This window comes from Bordetella bronchialis, from assembly GCF_001676705.1.
GTDB lineage: Bacteria > Pseudomonadota > Gammaproteobacteria > Burkholderiales > Burkholderiaceae_B > Bordetella_C > Bordetella_C bronchialis.
In genome coordinates this window covers 2204608-2229601 of sequence record NZ_CP016170.1, presented here as the reverse complement: position 1 = coordinate 2229601, position 24994 = coordinate 2204608, and the positions used below count along the sequence as shown (strand labels likewise).

The window sequence follows — 24994 nt, the reverse complement described above, 5'->3', positions numbered from 1 at the left end:
CCCGGAACCCGCCGGCGGTTTTTGGAAACCCGCACCGTTACCCCAGCCCTTTTATCCGTACCTGCCCTGCTTCACCGATGATGTCTTTTGCCTCGACCCCGCGCCGCCGCCTGATTGCCACGCTGCCCCTGCTGGCCGCCGTCTTGCTGGCCGGCTGCGCCAGCGTGCCGCCCACCCCGGTGGCGCCAGCCGACCTGGGGCTGCCCCGCCGCGTGCACGTCGCACTGCAATCGCCAGACCAGCCGCGCCAGGATGCCCTGCTGGTCGTGCAGGCCGAGGGCGCCGGCGCGACGCGCTGGTCGATGTTCGATCCGCTGGGAATGCCCATGGCCAGGCAAATCCTGCAGGACGGGAAATGGCGCAACGACGGCTTCATGCGGCCGAACGGCCAGGCCAGCGATATGTTCTCGGCCATCCTGTTCGCCTGGACACCGGCGGCCTCGCTGCCGTCGGCCTACGCCGGCCAGGATTGGCACCAGGGCGCCACGGCCGGCGGCGGCCGCGAGCGCGTCATGAACGACGATTGCAATCCGCGCTGGCGGGTGGTCTGGCAAGCCGGCGCCCCGGCGGACACCTTCACCATCACCACCGGGGGCGGCACCACCTGGCGCGTCGAACCGCTGAAGGAGGCCCCATGACGGCCTGGCTCGGCACGCCGGGCATCGTCTGCGCCCTGGGCCGCGGGATCGGCGCCGTGGCCGGCGCGGCGCTGCGCGCCGATACCGGCGGCATGCAGGCGCGCGACGGCTGGATCAAGGACCGCAGCATCGTACTGGGGGTCGCCCCGGACGACGTGCCGCCCATGCCGCCCGGCCTGCCTTCCCACTACGACAGCCGCAACAACCGCCTGCTGCGCGATGCCGCGGCGCAGATCGAAACCGCGCTGCGCGAGGCCATAGCCCGCTACGGCAAGCTGCGCGTCGGCATCGTCCTGGGCACCAGTACCTCCGGCGTGAACGAAAACGCCCAGGCCTATCGCGTCCTGGACCGGCAGGGCGCCTGGCCGCCTGAATACGACTATCGCCGCCAGGCCCTGGCCTCGCCGGCGGCCTTCCTGGCCGACTGGCTGGGCGTGGCGGGGCCGGCCTATACCTTGTCCACCGCGTGCACGTCGGGCGCCCGCGCCCTGATGACCGCCAGGCGCCTGCTCGCCCGCGGCGCCTGCGATGCCGTCATCTGCGGCGGCGTCGATACGCTATGCCCCTTGACGATCAACGGCTTCGCCGCGCTGGAAGCCTTGTCCGGCGGACTGTGCAATCCCTTTTCCGCGCGGCGCGACGGCATCAACATCGGCGAAGGCGCGGCCCTGTTCCTGATGCAGCGCGAACGTCCCGAAGGCCCCGCGGTGGCCCTGCTCGGCGCCGGGGCCAGCACCGACGCCTGGCATATGTCGGCCCCCGACCCCACCGGCGCCGGCGCGGCGCAGGCCATGCGCGCCGCCCTGGCCGATGCCGGCCTGTCCGCCGCGGACATCGGCTGGCTGAACCTGCACGGCACCGCCACGCACCACAACGACGCGATGGAAAGCCACGCCGTGCATGCCGTCTTTCCGGCCGGCGTGCCCTGCGCCTCCACCAAGCCCCTGACCGGCCACACGCTGGCCGCGGCCGGGGCCATCGAGGCCGCGCTGTGCTGGGCGGTGATCGACGATGCCTGCCTGGCCGGGCGGCTGCCGCCGCATCGCTGGGACGGCGCGGCCGACCCCGCCCTGCCCGGCCTGGACCTGAACGGGCCCGGCCGAAGCCTGCCCGCCGGCGCGCGGCGCGTGGTCATGAGCAACTCCTTTGCGTTCGGCGGCAGCAATGCCAGCCTGATCCTGGGAGAGCGGCCATGAAGCCCTGCCCCTGGCCCGTGGCGCAGCTGCTGCCCCACTCCGGCGACGCCATCCTGATCGATGGGGTGGACGGCTGGGACGCCGAAACCCTCACGGCCACGGCAACGGTCCGGCCGGGCGGCCTGTACAGCAGCCCGGATGGCAGCCTGCCGCCCTGGATGGGCCTGGAAATCATGGCCCAGGCGGTGGGCGCGTGGGCCGGCTGCCAGGCAAAAGACCAGGGCCGCGAGGTCGGCCTGGGTTTCCTCCTGGGCACACGCCGCTACGAATGCCACGTCGAGCGCTTCGCGCCCGGCACGCGGCTGTCCGTGCGCGCCGCGCAATCGCTGCAGGATGCCGCCGGCATGGGCGTCTTCGAATGCGAACTGCGGTCCGGCGACGCGCTGCTCGCCCTGGCGCGGCTGAACGTCTACCGCCCCGCCGACGCCAGTACGTTCACGCGCGAACCCGAGCCGGACGATGCCGGCGCCGCACCCTTATCCGAACCGCCTTCTTCCGTCCCATGACCGAACCCGTCCATACAGAAGCCACCCGCGCGGGACCCGACGCCGGGACCCCTCTTCCGGTCCTCGTCACCGGGTCCAGCCGCGGCATCGGCCGCGCCATCGTCCTGGCGCTGGCGCGCGCCGGCTATGCCCCCGTCATCCACTGCCGCGCCCGCCGCGAGGAAGCCGACGCCGTCGCCGACGCCGTGCGGGAACTGGGCGCGCCCGCGCGCGTCCTGCAGTTCGACGTGCGCGACCGCGCCGCGGCCGCTCAAGTCCTGAACGCCGACATGGACGCGCACGGCGCCTATTACGGCGTGGTCCTGAATGCCGGCCTGACCCGCGATGGCGCCTTTCCGGCCTTGGGCGGCAGCGATTGGGACGACGTGCTGCGCACCAACCTGGACGGCTTCTACAACGTCCTGCATCCCGTGGTCATGCCCATGATCCGCCGCCGCGCGCCCGGCCGCATCGTCTGCCTGACCTCCGTGTCGGGCATCGTCGGCAACCGTGGCCAAGTCAACTACAGCGCCTCCAAGGCGGGCCTGATCGGCGCCTCCAAGGCGCTGGCGGTGGAACTGGCCAAGCGGCGCATTACCGTCAACTGCGTGGCGCCGGGCCTGATCGACACCGACATGATCGGCGACAACGTGCCCGTGGAGGAAATCCTCAAGGCCGTGCCAGCCGCCCGCATGGGCACGCCCGACGAGGTCGCCGCCGCGGTGGCGTTCCTGCTGTCGCCGGCGGCCGCGTACATCACCCGCCAGGTGCTGGGCGTGAATGGGGGGCTGTGCTGATGAAACGGGTCGTCGTCACCGGCATGGCCGGCATCTGCGCGCTGGGCCAGGACTGGGCCACCGTGCGCGCCGCCTTCGAGGCCGGACGCAATGCCATCCAGTACATGCCCGAATGGGAACGCTACGCCGAAATGGGCACGCGCCTGGCCGGGCCCGTGCACGATTTCGCGCCGCCCCAGCACTGGACGCGCAAGCAGTTGCGCAGCATGGGCCGGGTATCGCAATTGTCCGTGCGCAGCGCCGAAATGGCGCTGGAAGATGCCGGCCTGCTGGGCGATCCCGCCATCGCCGACGGCCGCATGGGCGTGGCCTGCGGCTCGTCCACCGGCAGCACGGCGGAAATCAAGGCATTCGGCAATATGCTGCTGAACGGGGTCACCGACGATCTCAGCGCGAATTCCTACGTGCGCATGATGCCGCATACCACGGCGGCGAATATCGGTATCTTCTTCGGCCTGAAGGGCCGCATCATCCCGACCTCCAGCGCGTGCACGTCCGGCAGCCAGGGCATCGGCTATGCCTACGAGGCCATCCGCTACGGCCGCCAGACGCTCATGCTGGCGGGCGGCGCCGAGGAACTCTGCCCCAGCGAAGCGCTGGTCTTCGACGCCCTGTACGCCACCAGCCAGCAGAACCACGCGCCGGAGCGCTCGCCCCGTCCCTACGACAGCGCGCGCGACGGACTGGTGGTGGGCGAAGGAGCCGGCATGCTGGTGCTGGAAGACCTGGATCACGCCCTGGCGCGCGGCGCCCGCATCCACGCGGAGGTGGTCGGTTTCGGCTGCAATTCCGACGGCACCCATATCACGCGCCCGGAGGCCGCCACCATGCAGGTCGCCATGGAGATGGCCCTGCGCGACGCCGGCCTGCCGGCGTCGGCGATCGGCTACGTCAACGGGCATGGCACGGCCACGGAACAAGGCGATATTGCCGAGACCCGGGCCACCGAAGCGGTTTTCGGCCAGGACATGGCCATCAGCTCGCAAAAGAGCTATCTGGGACACACGCTGGGCGCCTGCGGCGCGCTGGAATCCTGGTTCAGCATCGAAATGCTGAACAGCGACTGGTACGCCCCCACGCTCAACCTGCAAGACGTCGACCCGCGTTGCGGCCAGCTGGACTACCTGCGCGACGAAGGGCGGACTTTGGTCAACGAATACGTCATGAATAACAATTTCGCCTTCGGCGGCATCAATACCTCATTGATCTTCCGCCGCTGGCGCTGACCTTTTTCCCTCAACCGCAAAGGAGCTTTGCCGATGTCCCGCAGCCTGAAATCCCTGGCCTTCCTGGTCCTGGCGGCCGCCTGCGCCCCCGCCGCGCACGCCGCCGACCGCACCGTTATGCAATCCTTCCAGGAAGCCGTCAAGAACGCCACCGACGCAGGCAAACTGGATGGCAGCGTGAAGTTCTACCTGGCCGGCACCGGTCCCTCCGGCAAGGTGCTGGAGGCCAATGTCGTCACCAACCGCAAGACCAACGCCTTCGGCAAGAGCGACGAAAAGGCCTGCGACTGGGCCGCGCAATCCGCGCTGATTTCGCTGCAGGAAGCCGCCAAGAAGGCCGGCGCCAACGCGGTGATCAACATCGTCAGCTACTACAAGAAGAACGAAACCCGCGATCCCGCCAAGTATGAGTGCCATGCCGGCGCCGTCATCGCCGGCGTGGCGCTGAAGGGCGACCTTGCCACGGTGAAGTAATCGCTGCAACCGGCATCCGGCAACGCGGCGCCGGCCGCGCCCCGCCGGAAGGCCCGCGCCGCGCGGGGCGGCACGGCGTTTACCGTGGGGATGGCGTTTACACTAGCGCCATCCCTTTGCATTTACAGTCAAGCACGAGGTTCCCCATGAGCAATCCCTCGCTCAAAGACACCCTGGCGGCGGCCGTCAAGGACGCCATGCGCGCCAAGGCCATGGCGCGCCTGACCACGCTGCGCTTCCTGTCGGCGGCGGTCAAGCAGAAAGAAGTGGACGAGCGCCGCGAACTCAGCGACGCCGAAATCACCGCCATTATCGAGAAGCAGGTCAAGCAGCGGCGCGAGTCCATCGCCGCCTTCGAACAGGCCGGCCGCACCGAAACCGCCGAACAGGAAAAGGCGGAACTCGCGGTGCTGCAGGAATTCCTGCCGCAGGCCGCCTCGCCGGCGGAAATCGATGCCGCCATCGCCGCCGCCATCGAGGAAGTGAACAAGCAGGGCGTGACCGGCCCGGCCGCCATGGGCAAGATCATGGCCATCCTGAAACCCGCCCTGGCCGGCAAGGCCGACATGTCGGCGGTCTCGCAGCAGGTCAAAAGCCGGCTGCAATAGCCCCCCAGGCGCCATGAGTCCGGCTTCGGCGCGGCGTATCGCGTTCAGTACGGTACGTCGGCGCCGAACAGCTCCACCTGGCGCGCGATGTCCTCGCCGTCCGGGAAGTTGCTCATCCCCACCCCCACCAGCCGATAACGGGTCGTCGATGGCAGGTCGACGCGGGTGCGGAGCTGGCGCGCCATCTCGGCCAGGGCTTGCGCCGACGCCGGCGCGGCCACCAGAGTATGGCTACGGGTCAACAGGCGGAAGCGGTCCGTCTTCAGCTTCAGGGTGATCGTGCGGCCGATGCCGCGCTTGCGGGTAGCCTGCTCCCAGACCCGTTCGGCCAGGCGGCCGATGGCCTCGCCCAGCTCGTCCAGCCGCAAGTCGGTTTCGAACGTTGTTTCGGCACTGACCTGCTGCGCCACCTGGTCGGCCTCCACGGCGCGGTCGTCGATGCCGTGCGCCAGTTCATGCAGGCGGCGTCCGTAGCGGCCGAAGTGCCGCTCCAGTTCCTCCACCGGCCGCAGTTCCAGGTCGCCCACCGTCAGGATGCCCAGTTCTTCCAGGCGCGCCTGCGTCACCTTGCCCACGCCCGGCACCTTGCGCACCGGCAGCGGGCGCAGGAAAGCCATGACGTCGCGCGGCCGCACCACGAACATGCCGTCGGGCTTGTTCCAGTCCGAGGCGATCTTGGCCAGGAATTTATTGGGGGCCACGCCGGCCGAGGCCGTCAGCCCGGTTTCCTCGCGGATTTGCTCGCGTATGGTCTGCGCCACCTGGGTGGCCGAGGGCAGCGCCATTTTGTTGGCGGTGACGTCCAGGTAGGCTTCGTCCAGCGACAGGGGCTCGACGATGTCCGTGTGGCGGACAAAGATCTGCCGCACCTGCCGGGATACTTCCCGATAACGCGTAAAATCCGGCGCCACGTAGATCGCGTCGGGGCACAGCCGCAAGGCCCGCGCCACCGACATCGCCGAATGCACCCCGTAGCGGCGCGCCTCGTACGATGCCGCGCACACGACGGAGCGCGGTCCCTTCCAGGCCACCACCACGGGCAGGCCACGCAGGCTGGGATCGTCGCGCTGCTCGACGGACGCGTAAAAGGCGTCCATGTCGATGTGTACGATTTTGCGCATGATGATGAACAACGCGGCAACCGCCGCCGGATGAACGAAAAGGGGCTTGCGCCGCAACCCTACCGCTTATGGACACGATGCACCACGATACCCCGGCACTCACGACGGATTACTTCGGCGCCCACATCCCCCTGATGGAATACCTGGGCCTGGTCCCGGACCATATCGAACCCGGCTTGGCGCGCACGCGCCTGCCCTGGCGCGTGCAGCTTACCAATAGCCGGGGCGACGTGCATGGCGGGACGCTGATGAGCGTGCTGGACTTCACGCTGAGCGCCTCCGCCCGCGCGGACCTGGACCCCGGCATCAGCATGGCCACCATAGATATGACGACCAGTTTCTTTTCCCCCGCCAACGGCGACCTGGTCATCGAGGCCCGCTGCCTGAAACGCGGCCGCTCCATCGCGTTCTGCGAGGGCGAAATCCGCAACGCCGACGGCGAGGTGGTGTGCAAGGCATCCGGCACTTTCCGCATCGTCCGGCCCAAGCCCGCCGCCGGCGCCGCGCAATAGCGGCGCGGCGGGCGTCCCGGCGCGGCGGCACGCTGCCGGCGCGCGTCCGGCGGGCGGCCGGTCCCGGCGCATACCGGCGTCCTAGCGCGACCGCTTGGTCTTCACGCTGGAATCCGTGGGCATGTACGACACGCAGGCCGGAATCTGGAACTGGATGGCGTCGCGCATGGCGATGACGGCGTCGGCGTTCCAGATGCCTTCGCCCCACATTTCGATGTGCACATCGGTATTGCCGTCGTCGATGGCCTTGAGATCGACCAGCGCGATATTGTTGTCCGTGAAGGGCGCCAGCACCTTCACCTGTCCCGTGCGGCTGGCCGCATCCAGGTTGCCCACGACGCGGTAGGCCGACTTGCCGGTCAGGCATTGCTCGGCCTGCGCCCGGGCCACGTTGTAGGCCGACTGGTAGTTGACCGCGATTTTGTAGTCGCCGGACGGCGAGTCGCGGCCCGGCGCGATACCGAACGTGCAGCCTGCCAGGCCGAAAGCCAGCGCGGCGGCCGCGGCGAATATCCTGTACATAGATCCTCCGATCAGGGAGGCGCAATTATCCCCCATCCGGCCGGTCAGGGGCGACTCCCCGCCATCGCCCCGCCGCGGCGGGCCTTGCGCCGCTCATGCGCGGTGCCCCGGGCACCGGTTCGACATGGCCCGCACCGCGTGGCATTATCGAAAGCACCGCGCGCACACCGCGCGACCGCATCGAAACGGTGACTCAAAAGGAGACCGCATTGTTCAAGCTCATGACGCGTACCCTGTTGGCGGCGACCCTGATCGGCGCGGCGCCGGGCGCGCCGGCCGCCACGCCGCGCCAATACCCGCTGAAGGACTTTTTCCGCAATCCCGAGCGCGGTTTCTTCCGTCTTTCGGATGATGGCAACATGATCGCCTTCATGCGGCCCGTCAGCGTGGACGGCCAGCCGCCCCGCATGAATATCTATGTGCAGTCGCTGCAGGGCGCCACGCCGGTGGGCGAGCCGCGCAAGATCACCAATGAAAGCGCCCGGGATATCAGCAGCTATGTCTGGAAGGGCTCGGACACGATCCTGTACGCCAAGGATTTCGGCGGCGACGAGAACTACCACGTGGTCGCCGTGAATGTGCATAGCGGCAAGGTGCTGGACCTGACGCCCTACGACCAGGTGCGCGCCGGCATCGAGGACGATCTGGAAGACGACCCCGACCACATCCTCGTGGGCCACAACCAGCGGGATCCGCAGGTGTTCGATGTGTACCGCGTCAACGTGCGCACCGGCGATTCGGTGCGGGTGGCGGAAAATCCGGGCAATGTGGTGGGCTGGCAGACGGACCATGCCGGCAAGGTGCGCGCGGCCATCACCAGCGACGGGCTGAATACGACGCTGCTGTACCGCGACGACGAAGAGCAGCCCTTCCGTCCGCTGATCACCACGGACTACCGGACGCACGTCAGTCCCATCCTGTTCACTTTCGACGATAAGCAGCTGTACGCGCTGAGCAACCGCGGTCGCGATACGCTGGCGCTGGTCCGCATCGATCCGTCGCAACCCGACGCCGAGGAAATGCTGTTCGACCCGCGCCGGGCCGATCTGGGCGGGGTGGGTTATTCGCGCCGCCGCAAGGTGCTGACGGTCGCCACCTACGAAACCGACAAGCCGCAGCGCAAGTTCTTCGATATGCAGATCGAGGGCATTTACCGCAAGCTTGCCGATCGCCTGCAGGGCTACGAGTTCGCGCTGCAGGGCCAGACGCGTGACGAGGACAAGTTCATCGTGGCGGCGTACAACGATCGCACGCCGGGGTCGCGCTATTTGTACGACGTCAAGAGCGATACGCTGGTGAAGCTGGCGGATATCAATCCGGCGCTGCCGGAACAGGATATGGCGCCGGTGCAAGCGATCTCTTTCCAGAGCCGCGACGGGTTGACGCTGCATGGGTATCTGACGCTGCCGCTGGGGCGGGAGCCGCGCAATCTGCCGATTATCGTGAACCCGCATGGCGGGCCGTGGGCGCGCGATAGCTGGGGCTATAACGCGGAAGCGCAATTCCTGGCGAATCGTGGCTTCGGGGTGCTGCAGATCAATTTCCGCGGGTCGACGGGGTATGGGCGCAAGTTCTGGGAGGCCAGTTTCGGCCAATGGGGCCTGGCCATGCAGGACGACATCACGGACGGCGTGCAGTGGCTGATCGCGCAGGGGATCGCGGATCCGAAGCGGATCGGGATTTACGGCGGAAGCTACGGTGGGTATGCGACGCTCGCGGGGATTACGTTTACGCCGGATCTTTATGCGGCGGCGGTGGATTATGTGGGGGTGTCCAATCTGTTCACCTTCATGAATACGATTCCGCCTTATTGGAAGCCGCTGCTGGAGAAGATGTACGACATGGTGGGACATCCGGAGAAGGACAAGGAACGGCTGGCGGCGACGTCGCCGGCCTTGCACGTGGACCGGATCAAGACGCCGCTATTGATCGCGCAGGGGGCGAAGGATCCGCGGGTGAACAAGGCGGAAAGCGACCAGGTGGTGGAGGCCTTGCGGGCGCGCGGGGTAGAGGTCGAGTACATGGTCAAGGACAACGAGGGCCACGGGTTTCATAACGACGAGAACAAGTTCGAGTTTTATGAGGCGATGGAGAGGTTTTTCTCCGAGCATCTCAAGCCTTGAATCTGGAAGGTGGGTCTGATCGGGCTGTTGCGCGTCGGGTTGTTGTTGTCGCGGCCTTGTACGGCGTGGGGGCATGGGGTGCTTGTCCAGGGGGATGCAGCGCGGTGCGTATGCAGGGCTGCGTCGTTTTCGGACTCTGATCGCACTGTGGGCGTTGACCGTCCGCCGGGGTAGTGGCCAGCCGGGAGCGGCGCGATCAGCCGGTCCAGGGCCTTCGCCCTGGACTCCCGCTTCGTCATCCTCCTACGGCGGCCGAACAGACAGCGCAGTTCTTGCGGCGGTTTTGCCCGGCCGTCCTTCGTTCGGATTCCCTCGCGCGGCTTCAACGCGCCGCTCCCGGCTGGCCACTACCCCGGCGGACTGCGCTGTCTATACGTGACGATTGCTGGGGCGGGTGGGGTGCTATTGCTTCGCTTGGGGAGTGTGCGCCGCATTGGAAGGTCTTGCGGGGCCCGTCGCTTCATGGCCGCCCTGCGCGGCCATGAAGCGCCTACGCTGTGCGGTGCGGCGTGCGGCCTTTGGAGATTGGGGGTGTCTGCGTTGTGTGTTTTGTCGGATGCGGTCCTGCGCTATCTGACTTGGCCTGCGCTATCTGACTTGGCCTGCGCTATCTGACTTGGCCTGCGTTATCTGATGTGGCCTGGGCTTTGTTTGTGGGCGGCGCGGTGTGATGTTGTGGTGCCCGGGACGGCTGGTGGGTCGCCCGGGCGTTTTGTTTTTATGTGGTGGGTGGCTCAGGCCTTGGCGGTGCGATTGCGGCTTTCCATGTCGGGCAGGAAGATGGCCATCATGCCCAGGAAGGGCAGGAAGGAGCACAGCTTGTAGACGTAGGCGATGCTGGTCAGGTCGGCGATGTGGCCCAGGACGGCGGCGCCGACGCCGCCCATGCCGAAGGCGAAGCCGAAGAACAGGCCGGCGATGGTGCCGACCTTGCCGGGGACCAGTTCCTGGGCGTAGACCACGATGGCGGCGAAGGCCGATGCCAGGACCAGGCCGATGATGGCGACCAGGATGGCGGTCCAGAACAGGTTGGCATAGGGCAGGATCAGCGTGAAGGGGGTGACGCCCAGGATGGAAGCCCAGATGACGGCTTTGCGGCCGACGCGGTCTCCGACGGGGCCGCCCACCACCGTGCCGACCGCGACGGCGGCCAGGAAGATGAACAGGTAGAGCTGCGCGGAACGGACGGGCAGGTCGAACTTGTCCATCAGGTAGAACGTGAAATAGCTGTTCAGGCTGGCCAGGTAGAAGTACTTGGAGAAAATCAGCACCGCCAGTACGCCCAGGGTGGCGGCGACGCGCTTGCGGCTCAGGGGGGGCGGGCCGCCGGCGGCGCGGGCCTTGGGCTTCAGGCGCCAGCGGTTGCCGGCGTACCAGCGGCCCACGCCGATAAGGACCAGCATGCCGAACAGGGCCGCCAGGGAGAACCAGGCGACGCTGCCCTGCCCGTGCGGGATGATGACGAGCGCCGCCAGCAGCGGGCCCAGCGCGGAGCCGACGTTGCCGCCGACCTGGAAGAGGGACTGCGCCAGGCCGTGCCGGCCGCCGGAGGCCATGCGGGCGACACGGGAGGACTCGGGATGGAACACGGACGAGCCCGTCCCGACCAGGATGGCGGCGAGCAGGATGAAGGGATACGAGGGCGCCATGGACAGGAGCAGCAGGCCGACCAGGGTGAAGCCCATGCCGACCGGCAGGGAATACGGCAGCGGGCGCTTGTCGGTGTAGAGGCCCACGCAGGGTTGCAGCAGCGAGGCGGCGATCTGGTAGGTCAGGGTAATGAAGCCGATCTGGCTGAAGCTCAGCGCGAACGAATCCTTGAGCATGGGATAGATGGCCAACAGGATCGACTGGATCATGTCGTTCATCAAGTGCGCCACGCTGATGGCGCCCAGCACCTTGAAGGCGGTGGAATTGGACCCGGCCGCGTTGGCGGCGGTCCCGGAGGGCGTGGCGGCGGATGCGGCCGGGGCGGCCGCCGAAGCGGTCGCCGGGGCGGTGTTCGGCAAGGGAGCGTTCATGGCCTGTAAAGAAGTAGACGAAAAAGGAAATCCCGTGGAATAAGCGGAAGTGTAATTAGTCATGCACACGCTGGAGTGACAATCTTCGTCGAATAAGTGACACTGGCGATCCGTGGGATGGCCCCGCGCGGCTGGCCTTGCGCCGCCCGGGGCGATCCTCCGTGCACGCGGTCCTTGCCCTTGCATGCCCGGTCCGCCGATTTGTCGCTTTTCTTCTTCCAGCCCAGCCCCATGCCTGCCCGTCCCCCCGCCGCTTATCCCTCGCGCAGTATCGACGCCGACGATTACCAGGGCGTGCCGCGCGCCGTGACGGCGATGGCGAAGGAATTCACGGAGGGAGCGACGACGGGGCCGCACAGCCATCCCCGGGGGCAGCTGCTGTACGCGGTGGAAGGCGTGATGCGGGTGACGACGGCGCAGGGCATGTGGGCCCTGCCCTCCCTGCGCGCGTTCTGGGTGCCGGCCGGCATCGAGCACCAGGTGGAGATGGTCGGCCCCGTGTCCATGCGCACGCTGTATGTCGCCGCCGACGCCGCCCGGGCGCTGTGGCGGGAGTGCTGCGTGATCGAGGTGAACGGGCTGTTGCGCGAGTTGATCCTGGCGCTGATGGACCTGCCCATCGAATATCCGCTGAACGGCCGCGCGGGGCAGATCGCCGCCCTGACGCTGTCCGAGCTGGCCCAGGCCAAGGTCTTGCCCATCCACATACCGTGGCCCAGCGACAGGCGCCTGCAGTCGGTGTGCCGCGCCATCCTGGCCCAGCCGGGGCTGGAGCGGACGGTGGACGACTGGGGCGCACAGGTGGGCGCCAGCGGCCGTACGCTGATCCGGCTGTTCCAGGCGGAGCTGGGGCTGAACTACCGGCAGTGGGTGCAGCAGGTCCGCCTGGCCGAGGCGGTCGGGCGGCTGTCCTTGGGACAGCCGGTGGCGCGCATCGCGGCCGAACTGGGCTATCGCAGTCCCAGCGCCTTCGCGGCGATGTTCCGCCGGGCGATGGGGGCGGCCCCGAACGCCTATCTGAACCAGCCCGGTTCAGATTGATGTCAGTCAGGGGCCGATCCGTCCCCCGTATACATCGCCGACGCGCCGGCCTGCGATAATGCGTGTTGTTGAAACCTTCATCCACGAGGCCGGGTCTATGCAGCTCTGCCCCAGATTCGCCTGCGAATGACCAATCACCCGCAATCCAAGCAGCCACAGCCCCGCGACAAATCCGGCTTCAGCCTGTCCCGACTCGCCATCAAGGCCGCCATCATCGCCGGCGGCCTGGGCGCGTGCGGGCTGATCGCCCTGTGCCTGGCCATCGCGCTTGCCTGGCCCAGCCTGCCGGATCTGCACGCCATGACGGACTACCGTCCGCGCATTCCCCTGCGCGTGTATACGTCGGACAATGTCCTGATCGGCGAATTCGGCGAAGAGCACCGCAACGTGCTGCGTTTCGACGAGATCCCGGACGTGATGAAGCACGCGGTGCTGGCGGCCGAGGACGACCGCTTCTACCAGCACGGCGGCGTGGATTGGACGGGGGTATTCCGGGCGATGCTGACCAATGCGCTCAGCATGTCGAAGTCGCAGGGCGCCAGCACGATCACCATGCAGGTGGCGCGCAACTTCTATCTGTCGTCCGAGAAGACCTACACGCGCAAGCTGTACGAACTGCTGCTCACCTTCAAGATCGAATCCGCGCTGACCAAGGACCAAATCCTGGAGCTCTATATGAACCAGATCTATCTGGGTCACCGGGCCTACGGTTTCGCGGCCGCCGCGCGCACGTATTTCGGCAAGCCCCTGGCGGACGTCACGCCGGCGGAAGCGGCCATCCTGGCCGGCATCCCCAAGGCGCCTTCCCGCTACAACCCCATCACGAATCTGCAGCGCGCGCAGATCCGCCAGCACTACGTGCTGGGCCGCATGCGTGTGCTGAACTACCTGAACGAAGAGCAATACCAGGCGGCCCTGGCGCAACCGCTGACCATACGCGGCATGGCCGACAGCGGCGGCAACACCTTCCGCGTCCATGGCGAGTATCCGGCGGAACTGGCGCGGCAGCTGATGTACGGCATGTTCGGCGACACCACGTATACGCGCGGCCTGAACGTCTACACCACGATCAATTCCAAGGACCAGGAGGCCGCCTACCAGGCGGTGCGCGCCAGCATCCTGGACTACACGCGCCGCGCGCGCTACCCCGGCCCGGAAGACCAGATCGACCTGCCCGACGATATCGAGAAAGACCCCCAGGCGCTGGATGACCTGATCGACGGCCTGCAGGACAAATACCCCGACAGCGGCGACATGTACCTGGGCGTGGTGCTGGCAGCCAGCCCCAACGCCATCACCGTGGCGCGCGGCTCGCACGACATCATCACCATCGACGATAAAAAAGCGCTGTCCGTGGTCGCCCGGGCGCTCAATCCCAAGGCCAAGGACGACGAACGCCTGCGCCGCGGCTCGGTGGTCTACGTGCACAAGAACGGCGACAGCTGGGAAGTGCTCAACATGCCCACGCTGCAAGGGGCGCTGGTTTCCGAAACGCCGGAAGACGGCGCTATCCGCGCGATGATAGGCGGGTTCGACTTCTATCGCGGCAACTTCAATCGGGCCGTGCAGGCCTGGCGCCAGCCCGGCTCCAATATCAAGCCCTTCATCTATGCCGCCGGGCTGGAACGGGGCTTGACGCCGGCCACGCAGATTTCCGACATGCCGTTCTCGCTGACCGCCGAGCAAACGGGATCCAAGGCCTGGAATCCCAAGAACGACGGCAACGCCTACGAGCCCATGCTGACCCTGCGGCAGGCGCTGTACAAGTCCAAGAACATGGTGTCGATCCGCATCCTGCAGGCCATCACGCCCGCGTTCGGGCAGGACTTCCTGACGCGTTTCGGTTTCGAGAAGAACCGGTGGCCGGCCGTGCTGCCCATTGCGCTGGGCGCCGGCTCGGCCACGCCGCTGCAGGTGGCGAACGCGTATTCGGTGTGGGCCAATGGCGGTTATCGCGTCACGCCTTTTCTCATCGACAAGGTCACCGACAGCAACGGCAAGGTGCTGATGCAGGCCCAGCCGCAGCGCGCCGGCGACGAGGCCAACCGGGTCGTGGATCCGCGCGTGGCCTGGATCATGGACGACATGCTGCGCGGCGTGGCTACCTACGGCACGGCCGCGCGCGCCCACGCGGTGCTCAAGCGCGACGACGTCGCGGGCAAGACCGGCACCACGAACGATTCGGTGGATGTCTGGTTCTCCGGCTATACGCCCGCCCTGACGACCACCGTGTGGATGGGCTTCGACCAGCCCAAGTCGCTGGGTTCCAATGAATTCGGCGCCGGCCTGACGCTATCGGCCTGGCTGCAGTACATGCAGACGGCGCTGAAGGGCGTTCCCGTGGCGCCCAAGCGTCCCCTGCCCTCCGACATCCTGGTCGCCAACGGCGAATACTATCTGTCGGAATTCCCGCCGGGCCAGGCGGTGGCGTCGCTGGACCTGCCCACGGACGATCCGCTCGGCGATTTCCTGAATCGTGGCGGCACGGGGGGCGTGCCCATGATGAACGCGCCCGCGCCGGGCGCCAGCCCGCAGCCCGTCACGCCGCCGCAAGGCAATCCGCCGTCCGGTTCGGCCTTCCCGCCCATCCCGGTGCCGCAGGCGGATGAAGGCCGCCCGCCGCGGCCGGCGCCTGCGCTGGGCGGCTCGTCCGGCAATCTGCCGGCCATCCCGCCCATCCCCGTGCCGCGCGCGGATGCGTCGGGCGCCACCGCGATCGCCGTCCGGCCCTGACGCCGCCGCGCGCGCGGCCGCCCTATCCGCCCTGCCCGCCCGGGCCCTTAGCTGAACGCCATCCCGCGCATCGCCGGCCTCGGCGCGGGCCGTAGCGTCTCCAGGTCCAGCAGGGTGAAATGGCCGCCCGGCATCCAGCCGCCGGTATCGATGTGATAGACATTGCCCAGCAAGGCGGGCGATTCCAGCGGCGTGTGCCCCACCACCACGGCGCGCACGCCTCGCACGCCGGATTCATCGGCGCGCGCCAGCCGTTCGCGCGACCATTGGCAGATGCCTCGCGCGCGCTTGTAGCGGTCGCGCAGGTAACGCTCCAGCTTGTCCCAGTCGCGCACCGGGCAGTCGGCGTGCACGATGCCGACCACGCCGCCTTGCGTTTCCACCTCTATCACCAGCGGCATGCGGGCGTAGGCCTCGGCGTGCGTGCGCTGGTCCTCCGGCGACATTTCCAGGAACCATCCCCCGCCGTTGGCGCGCCAGTTCTCGGTATCGACCAGGCCGGTGCGCACGTAGCGCACCGCATAGTCCTCGTGATTGCCCTGCACGGCATGGAACCAGGGCTGCGCCAGCCAGCGCGGCGCTTCGCGGCACTCCGGTCCGCGGTCGGTCAGGTCGCCCACGGAAAACAGGCGGTCGCGCTCCGGATCGAAGCGGATCGCGTCCAGGGCGGCGCGCAGGCGCGAAAAGTGGCCGTGGATATCCCCCACCGCCCAATCCCGGCCCTGGGTATTCCGCGGAAAACGCAAGACATCGATAGGCATGACGGCTTCCCAGCTGCGAATGCCACGGCGCCGTGCCATCCGGTTATCCATCTTAGCGCGGGCGGCGGGCGGCAACGGCCTGTTGCAAGGCCGACGAGCCCGCCATGCCCGTGGCGACCGGCGTGCTCGTGTACATTGGTGCGGATCACGCGCCTTTCCCGCTACAGGAGACCCGATATGAAGCCACGCGTCGCAATCGTCGCGCCCGGCGCCATGGGCAGCGCCATCGGACACCGGCTGGACAGCCATGGATTCCAGGTCCTGACTTCGCTGGAAGGCCGCAGCGACGCCAGCGTGGCGCGCGCGCGCCGTTGCGGCATGCACCATCGCACCGATGTCGAATTGGCGCACGCCGACATTTTCCTGTCCATCGTCCCGCCGGCCGAGGCCATCGGTCTGGCACGCCGCTTCGCGCCGCTGTTCAAGGAACATGGACGCGCGCCCGTCTATGTCGATTGCAACGCCGTCAATCCGCGCACGGCGCGCGAGATCGCCGCGCTGGTCCTGGACAGCGGCGCGGCCTTCGTCGACGGCGGCATCATAGGCGGGCCGCCGCGGCCCGGGACGCCGGGGCCGGCGTTGTATTGCTCCGGGCCCGCCGCGCCCGCCGTGACGGCGCTGCGCGACGGCGGCGTGCGCGTGCGGGTGCTGTCCGACGACCTGAGCGCCGCCTCCGCGCTGAAGATGTCGTACGCGGGCATCACCAAGGGCCTGGTGGCGCTGGCCTCCACCATGATGCTGGGCGCCTCGCGCAACGGCACCGCGCAGGCCCTGTACGAAGAGCTGGCCGAGAGCCAGCCGCACCTGCTCAAGCACTTCGCGCGCACGGTGCCCGACATGTTCGGCAAGGCCTACCGCTGGGTGGCGGAAATGGAAGAGATCGCGGCGTTCCTGGCGCCGGACGAGCACGGCCAGCGCTTCTTCGAAAGCGCCGCGCGGCTGTACGAGCGGCTGGCCCGCGACGATGGCGCCGGCCGCGCGGAAATCGAAGCGCTCAGCGCCTTCCTGGCGCAGCAGGCCCGGCCCGCGCCTGAGGCCTCGACCCTGAAGCCTGAACCCTGAAGCCTGAAGCCTGGACCCTGGATCCCGGATCGGTCCGCACCCTTGCGACGGCTTTCGGAACGCCCGATTGCCGCCGTCCGGCGTCAGCCTTACCCGCGCATCGCCCTGCCCCGGTCCTGCCCGGCACGCCTGTCCAGGGCGGGATGCAGCGCGGCCGCCCATCCCAGCAGCTCGGCATCGTGGTCCGGACGGCCTATCCACTGCACGCCCACCGGCAAGCCCAGCTCGCCGGTGGCCGTCGGCAGGTGCAGGCAGGGCCATCCCAGCAGCGACCAGATCCGGTTGAAGACGGAAGACCCCGTGCTCGCCAGGCCTTGCGGGGCCTCTCCCGGCGCGCTGGGTGAAACGATGAAATCCACATCGGCCAGTGCATCCAGCCAGCGCGCCGCCAGCGCGGCGCGCAGATGCTGCTGCCGCACGTACTCGTCATAGCCGATCGCCAGGCCTTCGCGCACGGTCTCGGCGGTCTGCGCGGTGACGCCTGCCGCCCGCGCCTGCACGATGGGCAGCATGCCGCGTGCGAACTCATAGCGCATGACCCGGCCGTGTACCCCCACCAGCGTATCGATATCCGCGTCCAGGCCCGGGCGCAGGATCGTCGCGCCCAGGCTTTGCAGGACTTCGATGCAGTGGTCCATGGCGGTTTGCGCGGCGGGGCTGAGCCGCCCCAGCGATGCGCAGGGCAGCACCGCCACCCTGGGCCCGCGGCCATCCTGGCGCGCGTTCCCCGGCCGCGGCATCAGCACCGAAGCCACGGCGATGGTCTCCTCGACCGAACGGGTGAACCACCCTATGGTGTCCAGCGTATCGCACAGGACCTGCATGCCCGCGCGGTGCACGCGCCCGAACGTGGGTTTGTACCCCACCACGCCGCAAAAGGCGGCCGGCCGGATGATGGATCCCCCGGTCTGCGTGCCCAGCGCCAGATCGACCATGCCCGCCGCCACCGCGGCGGCGGACCCGCTGGACGAGCCGCCGGGCGTATGCGTGGGCCGGCGCGGATTGCGGGTCGGGCCGGGCGCCATATGCGCGAACTCGGCGGTTACCGTCTTGCCCACGGGTACGGCGCCGGCCGCGCGCAGTTGCGCCACGCAAGCGGCATCGAAGACCTTGGCGGACATATCGGCGGCTTCGGCGCCGCAGCCTGTCGGCATGCCCGCCACGTCGATCACGTCCTTCACGCCGAAGGCCATGCCGGACAGCGGGCCGGGACGGGCGGCGCCCAGCGTGGCAGGGTCGGCTCGCCAGGCAAAGGCACGCAGTTCGCCGTCCCGCTCGGCGATGGTCCGCAGTGCCTGGCATGCGCGGTCGGGGTGGGCCTGTACGGCCGCTTGGGAATGCATGGACATGCGCGTCGTCGTCATGTGGAAATTCGAGCGCGGCAGGCGCTCCGCGAAAGGGAACGCGCCCGCCGCATACCGCTTACTGGATGGTGATGTGCTTGGCGTCGATCAGCTTGCTCCAGCGCGCGGACTCGCTGGCGATGAAGGCCTTGAAGTCGGCCGGCGAGCCGCCGGCGACCTCGGCGCCCTGGGATTCCACCACGCTGCGATACGCCGGGTCCTGCAGGACGGCATTGATGTTCTCGTTCAAGGTGCGGATGACGGCCTCCGGCGTGCCGGCCGGCGCGATCACGCCAAACCAGTTCGAGGCGACCATATTGGCAATGCCCAGTTCCTGGAAGGTCGGCACATCGGGAAGCGCCGCCAGCCGCTTGTCCGCCGACACCGCCAGCAGGCGCAGGCGCGGCTGCTCGCCCTTGGCGTAGGGAATGAACAGGCTGGCCAATTCCAGATAGAAATCCACATTGCCGGCCATCAGGTCGTTCACGGCCGGCGCGCCGCCGCGATACGGCACGTGCGTGGCCGCCACGCCGGCATGGGTCTGGAACAGTTCGGTCACCAGATGCGAGGCGCTGCCGGCGCCCGTGGACGCGTAGTTCAGCTTGTCCGGGTTGGCCTTTGCCGCCTTGATGAGCGCGGCAACGTCCGGATACGCCGACTGGCTGTTCACCCCCAGCACCATGGCGCCGCGTTCGATCAGCACGATGGGCGCGATGCCGTGGTCGGGATCGAAACCCAGGTTGCTGCCATAAAGCGATTTGTTCACCGACAAGGGCGCGAAATTGCCCAGGCCTATGGCGTAGCCGTCCGGGTTGGCGCGGGCGATCTGCGCCGTGCCGATATTGCCGCTGGCGCCGGGCTTGTTCTCCACCACCACGGGTACATGCAGGCGTTCGCCCAGCCGCTGGGCCAGTTGCCGGGACCGCGTGTCCGAACTGCCGCCGGCGGCATAGGGCACGATGAACGTGATGGCCTTGTTCGGATAGGCCAGCTGGGCGCGCGACGCCGCGGGCACCGCCAGCATGATGGCGCTGGCGGCGGCAAGGATGTACTTCGAAAGCTGTGGCGATTTCCCCATGGATTCCCCCTGGAACGATGTGCGCGGGACGCGAGCGTTGATGCGGCAGATTCTAGGGAGGCGGTATTGTGTTGTCTAATACTCAATAAATTCGCGATTGATATTCTGGACGACATAATCATGCTGGACAGCCGCCTGCTGCATGTCTTCTCCATCGTGGCCGAGGAACTGCATTTCGGCCGTGCCGCGCAGCGCCTGCATATCAGCCAGCCGCCGCTGAGCCAGAGCATACGCAAGCTGGAGGAGATCCTCGGGGCCCGGCTGCTGGTCCGCTCCACGCGTTCGGTGCGCCTGACGGCGGCGGGCGCCGAACTGCACCGCCGCGTGCGGCAGCTGGCCGCGGACTCCGACGCCATGGTGCGGGCCGTGCAACAGACCGCCAAGGGCGTAGCGGGGCACCTCGTGATCGGGCTGACGCCCAGCGCGGCATACTCCAACCTGCCGGAGGTGCTGTACGAGTTCCGCCGCCAGACCCCCACCGTCAGCCTGGACTTGCGGGAGATGAACTCCAACGCCATGCCGGAGGCGCTCCACCAGCGCCAGCTGGACCTGGCGCTATTGCGGCCGCCCTTCGCCGATCCGGACCTGGCGCCGCTGCGGGTGTACGACGAACCCATGCTGGTCGCCATGCGCAAGGACCATCCCCTGGCCGGCCGCCGCTCGGTCACCATGGACCAGGCGCTCGAGTACGACATGGTCGGCTACTCGCGCCAAAACTCGCGTTACTTCAGCCAGATCCAGCAATTGATGACCGGCGTGGCGCGCAAGCCGCCACGCATCGTCATGGAAAGCATGATCCCCACCATCCTTACCCTGGTGGAGGCCGGCTTCGGCCTGGCCCTGGTGCCGGCCGCGCTGTCGCGCATGCGCGCCGATACGCTGGTCTATGCCGGCGTGCGGGGGCCCGGCGCCATGCGCGCCGAATTGCTGGCCGCGCGGCAGCCATCCTCGTTCAATCCGGCCATCGACCGCTTCATCGACATCATGCAGGCGGTGGCCGCGCGCGGCCGGCGGCCCCGGCGCGGCTAGCCGAAATTGGCGGCGCGGTGCGGTACGTAGGATTCCTCGAGCTTGCGCACTTCATCGGGAGCAAGCTTCAGGGACAGGGCCGCCACCGCATCGACCAGATGCTGCGGCCGGGACGCCCCGATAATGGGCGCCGTCACCACCGGCCGCTGCAGCAGCCAGGCCAGCGCGACCTGCGCGCGCGGCACGCCTCGCGCCGCGGCGACCTCGCCCACCGCCTGCACCACGCGGCGGTCGGCATCCCGGGTGTCGCCGTACAGCCGCGCCATGGTCTTGTCGCTTTCCGTGCGGGCCGTGCCTTCGTCCCAGTCGCGCGTCAACAGGCCTCGCGCCATCGGGCTCCACGGCACCACCCCTATGCCCTCGGCCGCGCACAGCCGCAGCATTTCGTTTTCTTCTTCGCGATACAGCAGGTTGTAGTGGTTCTGCATGCTGACGAAGCGCGTCCAGCCGTGCAGGTCGGCCGTGTACAAGGCCTTGGCGAACTGCCACGCGTACATCGACGACGCGCCGATATAGCGCGCCTTGCCCGCCTTGACGATATCGTGCAGCGCCTCCAGCGTTTCCTCGATGGGCGTGTGCTCGTCCCAGCGATGGATCTGGTACAGGTCGACGTAATCGGTGCCCAGGCGGCGCAGGCTGTCGTCGATTTCCCGCATCAGGTTCTTGCGCGACAAGCCGCCGCCGTTGGGCCCCTTGCGCATGGGGTAGTACACCTTGGTGGCGATCACCACGTCGTCGCGGTCGGTGAACTCGCGCAGCGTGCGGCCGACGATTTCCTCGCTGGTGCCGTCCGAGTAGCTGTTGGCCGTGTCGAAGAAATTGATGCCCGCGTCCAGCGCCTGGCGTATCAGGGGGCGGGCCTCCGCCTCGTCCAGGGTCCAGGGGTGGTTGCCCCGGTCCGGCACGCCGTAGGTCATGCATCCCAGGCACAGGCGCGATACCTGCAAGCCGGTCTTGCCCAAACGCACGTATTCCATCGCATCGCTCCATAGACGCCGCCGCGGGGCTCATACCCGTGCGCGCGGCGGGGTTATCCGGGCTCCCGATCGAACGCATCATAGTGCCCTTGGACGATAATGGCAGCTTGTCATCGCTGCCATGCCACGGCACTCCATGTCTTTCCCAAGCTCATCTTCGTCCGCGCCGTCTTCCACGACGCCGCGCGGCAGCATTGCCACGCTGCGCGCCCTGGGTCCCTACCTGTGGCCCATGGGCCGCGCCGACCTGAAACTGCGCGTCGTCGCGGCGGTCGCCTGTTTGTTCCTGGCCAAGGCCGCGACGGTCTACATTCCCATTCTCTACAAATCGGCCGTCGATGCGCTGAACCGCGGCGCGGGGGCGGGTCCCGCCGCCCTGCCCCTGGGGCTGATCCTGGCCTATGGCGGGGCGCGCATCCTGTCGCTGCTGTTTTCCGAATTGCGCGACGCCATCTTCGCGCGGGTCGGCCAGCACGCCGTGCGCGAGGTCGGGCTGCAGGTATTCCGCCACCTGCACGCCCTGGCGCTGCGCTTTCACCTGGGCCGCCACACCGGCGGCCTGACGCGCTCCATCGAGCGGGGCACGCGCGGCATACAGACCTTGCTGCAATACCTGCTGTTCAATGTGCTGCCCACCCTGTTCGAGATTGCCCTGGTCTGCATCCTGCTATGGCGCATGTTCGACGCCTGGCTGGCCCTGGCCACGGCGGTCACCGTCGTGCTGTACCTGGCCTACACGCTGGCGATCACGGAATGGCGCACCAAGTTCCGCCGGCGCATGAACGAAACGGACTCGGAGGCCAATACCAAGGCCGTCGAAAGCCTGCTGAACTATGAAACCGTCAAGTACTTCGGCAACGAAGAACACGAGGCCCGCCGTTATGACGTCTCGCTCAAGCAGTACCAGCGGGCGGCGGTCAGCAGCCAGGTCAGCCTGTCGCTGCTCAACATCGGCCAGGCCGTCATCATTTCCGTCGGCCTGACACTGGTCATGTGGATGGCGGCGCGCGGCATTACGCGCGGGCAATACACGCTGGGCGACTTCGTCCTGGTCAATACCTACCTGCTGCAGCTCTACGATCCGCTGAGTTTCTTCGGCTTCATCTACCGGGAAATCAAGCAGTCGCTGATCGATATGGAGCGCATGTTCGAACTGCTGGGCGAAGACCGCGAGATCCAGGATCCGCCCGGCGCCCCCGCGCTGCGGATACAGGGGGGCGCGGTGGAATTCCGCGGCGTGACCTTCGGCTACGATGCGCGCCGGGCCATACTGAAAGGCGTGGACTTCGCCATTCCCGCCGGCAAGACGCTGGCCGTGGTGGGCCCGTCCGGCGCCGGCAAATCGACCCTGGCGCGGCTGCTGTTCCGCTTCTATGACGTAGGCGGCGGCGCCATCCTGATCGATGGGCAGGACATCCGGCACGTTACGCAGGCCAGCGTGCGCGCGGCCATAGGCATCGTGCCGCAGGACACGGTGCTGTTCAACGACACCATCCGCTACAACATCGCCTACGGCCGCCCCGGCGCGACCGACGCCGAGATCGAAGCCGCGGCCCGCATGGCCCATGTGCACACCCTGGTGATGAATATGCCCGACGGCTACGACACGGTGGTGGGCGAACGCGGCCTGAAATTATCCGGCGGCGAAAAGCAGCGTGTCGCCATCGCCCGCACCCTGCTGAAGCGCCCGGCGCTGTTCGTGTTCGACGAAGCCACCAGCGCGCTGGACACGCACACCGAACGAGAGATCCAGGCCAACCTGCGCGAGGTCAGCATCGGGCGCACCACGCTGATCATCGCGCACCGCCTGTCCACCATCGTCGATGCGGACGAGATCATCGTGCTGGGCGACGGCCGCGTGGTGGAGCGCGGTACCCATGCCTCGCTGCTGGCGCGCGACGGTGTCTACGCCGGCATGTGGCACCGCCAGCAACGCACCGCCGAGCGCGACGCCGGCGGGCAGGACGAGGAAGCCGCGGATACGGAACGGGCCGGCTGAAGCGCGGCGCACGTCCGTTCACCGTTCACCGTTCACCCGTTCACCCCGTACGTCCGTTCGCCCGGGCCCATGCCGCCCGGCTCGCCGCGTGGCCTATCGCGGCAGGTCGTCGACCGTATCGACGTCGCGCAACACGCCAGGATCCGCGCAGGCGATCTCGTGCACGCCGTGGCGCTTCAGCAGCGCGCGCGCCCCTTCGTCGCCATCCAGCGCGGCCAGCTCGGGCAACAAGTCCCAGGCGAAGGCCACCGGGTGTCCCCGGCGGCCCTGGTATGCCGGCGCGGCGATACGGTGCGTTTCCGCGGCCCGCTGCACCGCCAGCATGGTGGCGGGCATGACCCACGGCATATCGGCCAGCGCCACCAGGCATCCGCGTGGCGCGTCGCCCGTGCCGCCATGGGCCGACAACAATGCCTGCGCCGCCTGGGCCAGGCTGGCGCCCATGCCCCGCGTGGCGGCCGCGGTCTCCAGGACCGCGCAGCCCGATGCCTGCAGCGCCTCGCGCAGCGCCGGCGCGCCCGGGCGCACGACCGCCAGCGCGAAAGGCAATGTCTGCAACAGGGTACATGCCGACGCCGCGGCGACGGCGCGGCCATCGGGTAATGACGACAGCAGCTTGTCAGCATCGGGCCGTCGCGCGGACGCGCGAAACCGTTCGCCGCGGCCCGCGGCCAGCAGAATTCCCACAAACCGGTTTCCCAGCCGCTCGATCGGTACTATGCTCATCGGCGCAGTGTACTCATCTGGAGTGCATTCACGTCACGCATCGTGAGGGACCTCATTCATGGCAACACTGACCATCAACGGGCAACAGCATAACGTCGATGTCCCGGACGACACCCCCATACTCTGGACCCTGCGCGATGTCGTGGGCCTGACGGGGACGAAGTTCGGTTGCGGTATGGCCTTGTGCGGCGCCTGTACGGTGCATATGGACGGCGCGCCGATACGCTCCTGCGTCACGCCTGTTTCCGCCGCCGTCGGCAAGCAGATCACCACCATCGAAGGCATAGGCGCCGACGCGGTGGGCAAGAAAGTGCAGGATGCCTGGGTGGCCCTGGGCGTACCGCAATGCGGCTACTGCCAGTCCGGCCAGATCATGTCGGCAACCGCACTGCTGAAGGCCACGCCCAAGCCCACCGACAGCGACATCGATAGCGCCATGAGCGGCAATATCTGCCGCTGCGGCACGTATACCCGCATCCGCGCCGCCATCAAGCAGGCCGCGGGCGCCAAGCCCGCCGCGGC

General features: G+C 68.0%; 22 protein-coding genes and 1 pseudogene. 15 read left to right on the top strand and 8 right to left on the bottom strand.

Going from position 1 to position 24994, the window contains the following annotated elements; translation table 11 throughout:
• Positions 1 to 77 precede the first annotated feature (77 nt).
• From BAU06_RS10045 to BAU06_RS10015, 7 genes are all read left to right on the top strand, one after another.
• Positions 78 to 638, top strand: a complete 561-nt coding sequence (locus BAU06_RS10045; protein WP_231934036.1) for a hypothetical protein — start codon at positions 78 to 80, stop codon at positions 636 to 638.
• A complete protein-coding gene (locus BAU06_RS10040) occupies positions 635 to 1834 on the top strand; it encodes a beta-ketoacyl-ACP synthase (RefSeq protein WP_066348053.1) in 1200 nt (399 codons plus the stop codon). The genes BAU06_RS10045 and BAU06_RS10040 overlap by 4 nt, the downstream gene beginning before the upstream one ends.
• On the top strand, positions 1831 to 2340 hold the full coding sequence (locus tag BAU06_RS10035) for a hotdog family protein (RefSeq protein WP_066348052.1): 510 nt from the start codon (positions 1831 to 1833) through the stop codon (positions 2338 to 2340). Before BAU06_RS10040 ends, BAU06_RS10035 begins: the two co-directional genes overlap by 4 nt.
• Positions 2337 to 3116 (top strand): 3-oxoacyl-ACP reductase FabG, encoded by a 780-nt coding sequence (gene fabG / locus BAU06_RS10030; protein ID WP_082993600.1) that lies wholly within the window; start codon positions 2337 to 2339, stop codon positions 3114 to 3116. The genes BAU06_RS10035 and fabG overlap by 4 nt, the downstream gene beginning before the upstream one ends.
• Positions 3116 to 4342: a beta-ketoacyl-ACP synthase gene (locus BAU06_RS10025; RefSeq protein ID WP_066358694.1), complete on the top strand. Its 1227-nt coding sequence runs from the start codon at positions 3116 to 3118 to the stop codon at positions 4340 to 4342. Before fabG ends, BAU06_RS10025 begins: the two co-directional genes overlap by 1 nt.
• A 33-nt stretch (positions 4343 to 4375) precedes the next feature.
• On the top strand, positions 4376 to 4816 hold the full coding sequence (locus BAU06_RS10020; protein WP_066348050.1) for an excinuclease: 441 nt from the start codon (positions 4376 to 4378) through the stop codon (positions 4814 to 4816).
• Between the two features lie 146 nt (positions 4817 to 4962).
• Complete coding sequence (locus tag BAU06_RS10015) at positions 4963 to 5424, top strand: GatB/YqeY domain-containing protein (protein WP_066348034.1); 462 nt, start codon at positions 4963 to 4965, stop codon at positions 5422 to 5424.
• 44 nt (positions 5425 to 5468) lie between these two features.
• Here the strand turns inward: BAU06_RS10015 and dinB are convergent, their stop codons facing one another.
• Complete coding sequence (gene dinB / locus BAU06_RS10010) at positions 5469 to 6545, bottom strand: DNA polymerase IV (RefSeq protein WP_066358690.1); 1077 nt, start codon at positions 6543 to 6545, stop codon at positions 5469 to 5471.
• A gap of 77 nt (positions 6546 to 6622) precedes the next feature.
• Here dinB and BAU06_RS10005 point away from each other — a divergent pair, with 77 nt between their 5' ends.
• Positions 6623 to 7057, top strand: coding sequence for a PaaI family thioesterase (locus BAU06_RS10005; RefSeq protein WP_066358683.1), 435 nt, complete (start codon positions 6623 to 6625; stop codon positions 7055 to 7057).
• Between the two features lie 81 nt (positions 7058 to 7138).
• On the opposite strand, the gene BAU06_RS10000 is transcribed toward BAU06_RS10005, so the two are convergent.
• Positions 7139 to 7579 carry a BPTD_2524 family lipoprotein gene (locus BAU06_RS10000; RefSeq protein WP_066348029.1) on the bottom strand — a complete coding sequence of 147 codons (441 nt, stop codon included), beginning with the start codon at positions 7577 to 7579 and terminating at the stop codon, positions 7139 to 7141.
• 221 nt (positions 7580 to 7800) lie between these two features.
• Here BAU06_RS10000 and BAU06_RS09995 point away from each other — a divergent pair, with 221 nt between their 5' ends.
• A complete protein-coding gene (locus tag BAU06_RS09995) occupies positions 7801 to 9702 on the top strand; it encodes an alpha/beta hydrolase family protein (protein ID WP_415834925.1) in 1902 nt (633 codons plus the stop codon).
• A 734-nt stretch (positions 9703 to 10436) separates the two neighbouring features.
• On the opposite strand, the gene BAU06_RS09990 is transcribed toward BAU06_RS09995, so the two are convergent.
• Entirely contained in the window at positions 10437 to 11723 is a 1287-nt protein-coding gene (locus BAU06_RS09990) for an MFS transporter (protein ID WP_066348011.1), read from the bottom strand.
• A 231-nt stretch (positions 11724 to 11954) separates the two neighbouring features.
• On the opposite strand from BAU06_RS09990, the gene BAU06_RS09985 reads away from it, so the two are divergent.
• Together BAU06_RS09985 and BAU06_RS09980 are read left to right on the top strand one after the other, a co-directional pair.
• Entirely contained in the window at positions 11955 to 12764 is an 810-nt protein-coding gene (locus BAU06_RS09985; RefSeq protein ID WP_066358677.1) for an AraC family transcriptional regulator, read from the top strand.
• 126 nt (positions 12765 to 12890) lie between these two features.
• Positions 12891 to 15497: a PBP1A family penicillin-binding protein gene (locus BAU06_RS09980; protein ID WP_082993599.1), complete on the top strand. Its 2607-nt coding sequence runs from the start codon at positions 12891 to 12893 to the stop codon at positions 15495 to 15497.
• Positions 15498 to 15544: 47 nt separating this feature from the next.
• On the opposite strand, the gene BAU06_RS09975 is transcribed toward BAU06_RS09980, so the two are convergent.
• Positions 15545 to 16258: a metallophosphoesterase gene (locus BAU06_RS09975; protein WP_066358665.1), complete on the bottom strand. Its 714-nt coding sequence runs from the start codon at positions 16256 to 16258 to the stop codon at positions 15545 to 15547.
• A gap of 177 nt (positions 16259 to 16435) precedes the next feature.
• Between BAU06_RS09975 and BAU06_RS09970 the strand changes: the two genes are divergently transcribed.
• Entirely contained in the window at positions 16436 to 17320 is an 885-nt protein-coding gene (locus BAU06_RS09970; RefSeq protein ID WP_066348000.1) for an NAD(P)-dependent oxidoreductase, read from the top strand.
• Positions 17321 to 17409: 89 nt separating this feature from the next.
• Here the strand turns inward: BAU06_RS09970 and BAU06_RS09965 are convergent, their stop codons facing one another.
• Complete coding sequence (locus tag BAU06_RS09965; protein WP_231934034.1) at positions 17410 to 18684, bottom strand: amidase; 1275 nt, start codon at positions 18682 to 18684, stop codon at positions 17410 to 17412.
• Between the two features lie 58 nt (positions 18685 to 18742).
• Positions 18743 to 19741, bottom strand: coding sequence for a Bug family tripartite tricarboxylate transporter substrate binding protein (locus tag BAU06_RS09960; protein WP_066347997.1), 999 nt, complete (start codon positions 19739 to 19741; stop codon positions 18743 to 18745).
• Between the two features lie 120 nt (positions 19742 to 19861).
• On the opposite strand from BAU06_RS09960, the gene BAU06_RS09955 reads away from it, so the two are divergent.
• The gene (locus tag BAU06_RS09955; protein ID WP_066347990.1) at positions 19862 to 20770 is read left to right on the top strand and encodes a LysR family transcriptional regulator; all 909 of its coding nucleotides are present in this window, start codon (positions 19862 to 19864) and stop codon (positions 20768 to 20770) included.
• Here the strand turns inward: BAU06_RS09955 and BAU06_RS09950 are convergent.
• Positions 20767 to 21747, bottom strand: a complete 981-nt coding sequence (locus tag BAU06_RS09950; RefSeq protein ID WP_066347989.1) for an aldo/keto reductase — start codon at positions 21745 to 21747, stop codon at positions 20767 to 20769. The genes BAU06_RS09955 and BAU06_RS09950 overlap by 4 nt on opposite strands.
• 136 nt (positions 21748 to 21883) lie before the next feature.
• Between BAU06_RS09950 and BAU06_RS09945 the strand changes: the two genes are divergently transcribed.
• Positions 21884 to 23746 carry an ABCB family ABC transporter ATP-binding protein/permease gene (locus tag BAU06_RS09945; RefSeq protein ID WP_066347987.1) on the top strand — a complete coding sequence of 621 codons (1863 nt, stop codon included), beginning with the start codon at positions 21884 to 21886 and terminating at the stop codon, positions 23744 to 23746.
• Positions 23747 to 23839: 93 nt separating this feature from the next.
• Here the strand turns inward: BAU06_RS09945 and BAU06_RS09940 are convergent, their stop codons facing one another.
• The gene (locus BAU06_RS09940) at positions 23840 to 24472 is read right to left on the bottom strand and encodes a nucleotidyltransferase family protein (RefSeq protein ID WP_066347986.1); all 633 of its coding nucleotides are present in this window, start codon (positions 24470 to 24472) and stop codon (positions 23840 to 23842) included.
• A 58-nt stretch (positions 24473 to 24530) separates the two neighbouring features.
• On the opposite strand from BAU06_RS09940, the pseudogene BAU06_RS09935 reads away from it, so the two are divergent.
• Positions 24531 to 24983, top strand: a pseudogene (locus tag BAU06_RS09935) ((2Fe-2S)-binding protein); the annotation flags it as partial.
• Positions 24984 to 24994 lie beyond the last annotated feature (11 nt).

What these genes read in the sequence shown, in the direction of transcription:
- BAU06_RS10000 (WP_066348029.1), bottom strand. Translation starts at nt 7,579, where the DNA reads ATGTACAGGATATTCGCCGCGGCCGCCGCGCTGGCTTTCGGCCTGGCA.
- BAU06_RS09985 (WP_066358677.1), top strand. Translation starts at nt 11,955, where the DNA reads ATGCCTGCCCGTCCCCCCGCCGCTTATCCCTCGCGCAGTATCGACGCC.
- BAU06_RS09970 (WP_066348000.1), top strand. Translation starts at nt 16,436, where the DNA reads ATGAAGCCACGCGTCGCAATCGTCGCGCCCGGCGCCATGGGCAGCGCC.
- BAU06_RS10005 (WP_066358683.1), top strand. Translation starts at nt 6,623, where the DNA reads ATGCACCACGATACCCCGGCACTCACGACGGATTACTTCGGCGCCCAC.
- BAU06_RS09980 (WP_082993599.1), top strand. Translation starts at nt 12,891, where the DNA reads ATGACCAATCACCCGCAATCCAAGCAGCCACAGCCCCGCGACAAATCC.
- BAU06_RS09960 (WP_066347997.1), bottom strand. Translation starts at nt 19,741, where the DNA reads ATGGGGAAATCGCCACAGCTTTCGAAGTACATCCTTGCCGCCGCCAGC.
- BAU06_RS10035 (WP_066348052.1), top strand. Translation starts at nt 1,831, where the DNA reads ATGAAGCCCTGCCCCTGGCCCGTGGCGCAGCTGCTGCCCCACTCCGGC.
- BAU06_RS09955 (WP_066347990.1), top strand. Translation starts at nt 19,862, where the DNA reads ATGCTGGACAGCCGCCTGCTGCATGTCTTCTCCATCGTGGCCGAGGAA.
- BAU06_RS10045 (WP_231934036.1), top strand. Translation starts at nt 78, where the DNA reads ATGATGTCTTTTGCCTCGACCCCGCGCCGCCGCCTGATTGCCACGCTG.
- dinB (WP_066358690.1), bottom strand. Translation starts at nt 6,545, where the DNA reads ATGCGCAAAATCGTACACATCGACATGGACGCCTTTTACGCGTCCGTC.
- BAU06_RS09950 (WP_066347989.1), bottom strand. Translation starts at nt 21,747, where the DNA reads ATGGAATACGTGCGTTTGGGCAAGACCGGCTTGCAGGTATCGCGCCTG.
- BAU06_RS09995 (WP_415834925.1), top strand. Translation starts at nt 7,801, where the DNA reads ATGACGCGTACCCTGTTGGCGGCGACCCTGATCGGCGCGGCGCCGGGC.
- BAU06_RS10025 (WP_066358694.1), top strand. Translation starts at nt 3,116, where the DNA reads ATGAAACGGGTCGTCGTCACCGGCATGGCCGGCATCTGCGCGCTGGGC.
- BAU06_RS09965 (WP_231934034.1), bottom strand. Translation starts at nt 18,684, where the DNA reads ATGACGACGACGCGCATGTCCATGCATTCCCAAGCGGCCGTACAGGCC.
- BAU06_RS10015 (WP_066348034.1), top strand. Translation starts at nt 4,963, where the DNA reads ATGAGCAATCCCTCGCTCAAAGACACCCTGGCGGCGGCCGTCAAGGAC.
- BAU06_RS09940 (WP_066347986.1), bottom strand. Translation starts at nt 24,472, where the DNA reads ATGAGCATAGTACCGATCGAGCGGCTGGGAAACCGGTTTGTGGGAATT.
- BAU06_RS09990 (WP_066348011.1), bottom strand. Translation starts at nt 11,723, where the DNA reads ATGAACGCTCCCTTGCCGAACACCGCCCCGGCGACCGCTTCGGCGGCC.
- BAU06_RS10040 (WP_066348053.1), top strand. Translation starts at nt 635, where the DNA reads ATGACGGCCTGGCTCGGCACGCCGGGCATCGTCTGCGCCCTGGGCCGC.
- BAU06_RS09945 (WP_066347987.1), top strand. Translation starts at nt 21,884, where the DNA reads ATGTCTTTCCCAAGCTCATCTTCGTCCGCGCCGTCTTCCACGACGCCG.
- fabG (WP_082993600.1), top strand. Translation starts at nt 2,337, where the DNA reads ATGACCGAACCCGTCCATACAGAAGCCACCCGCGCGGGACCCGACGCC.
- BAU06_RS10020 (WP_066348050.1), top strand. Translation starts at nt 4,376, where the DNA reads ATGTCCCGCAGCCTGAAATCCCTGGCCTTCCTGGTCCTGGCGGCCGCC.
- BAU06_RS09975 (WP_066358665.1), bottom strand. Translation starts at nt 16,258, where the DNA reads ATGCCTATCGATGTCTTGCGTTTTCCGCGGAATACCCAGGGCCGGGAT.